This is a genomic window from Xanthomonas populi (assembly GCF_002940065.1).
Lineage (GTDB): Bacteria > Pseudomonadota > Gammaproteobacteria > Xanthomonadales > Xanthomonadaceae > Xanthomonas > Xanthomonas populi.
Window position 1 is genome coordinate 1 of the sequence record NZ_MDEJ01000407.1, and the last position, 250, is coordinate 250.

1 protein-coding gene is annotated in these 250 nt (G+C 58.8%); it reads left to right on the plus strand.

The window, feature by feature from the left end; all coding sequences use genetic code 11:
- Positions 1-250: transposase (locus tag XpopCFBP1817_RS21475; protein ID WP_146090236.1), on the plus strand; the 250-nt coding region annotated here is incomplete at both ends.

The window sequence follows — 250 nt, forward strand, 5'->3', positions numbered from 1 at the left end:
AAAAAATCAGGTTGGCGCGGCCCGCGAGAAACTGGGGCGCAACGCATGCAGCAAGTTCTTGATCGTCGACGCGCAGAGCGTGAAGAACACGGACACGGCGAGTCAGAAAGGCTATGACGCAGGCAAGAAAGTCTCCGGAATCAAGCGACATATCGCCGTAGACACGCAAGGCTTGCCGCATGCCATCGCAGTGACGACGGCGGAGGTGACCGATCGCAAGGGTGCGCTGCTGGCACTTGAGCGCAACAAA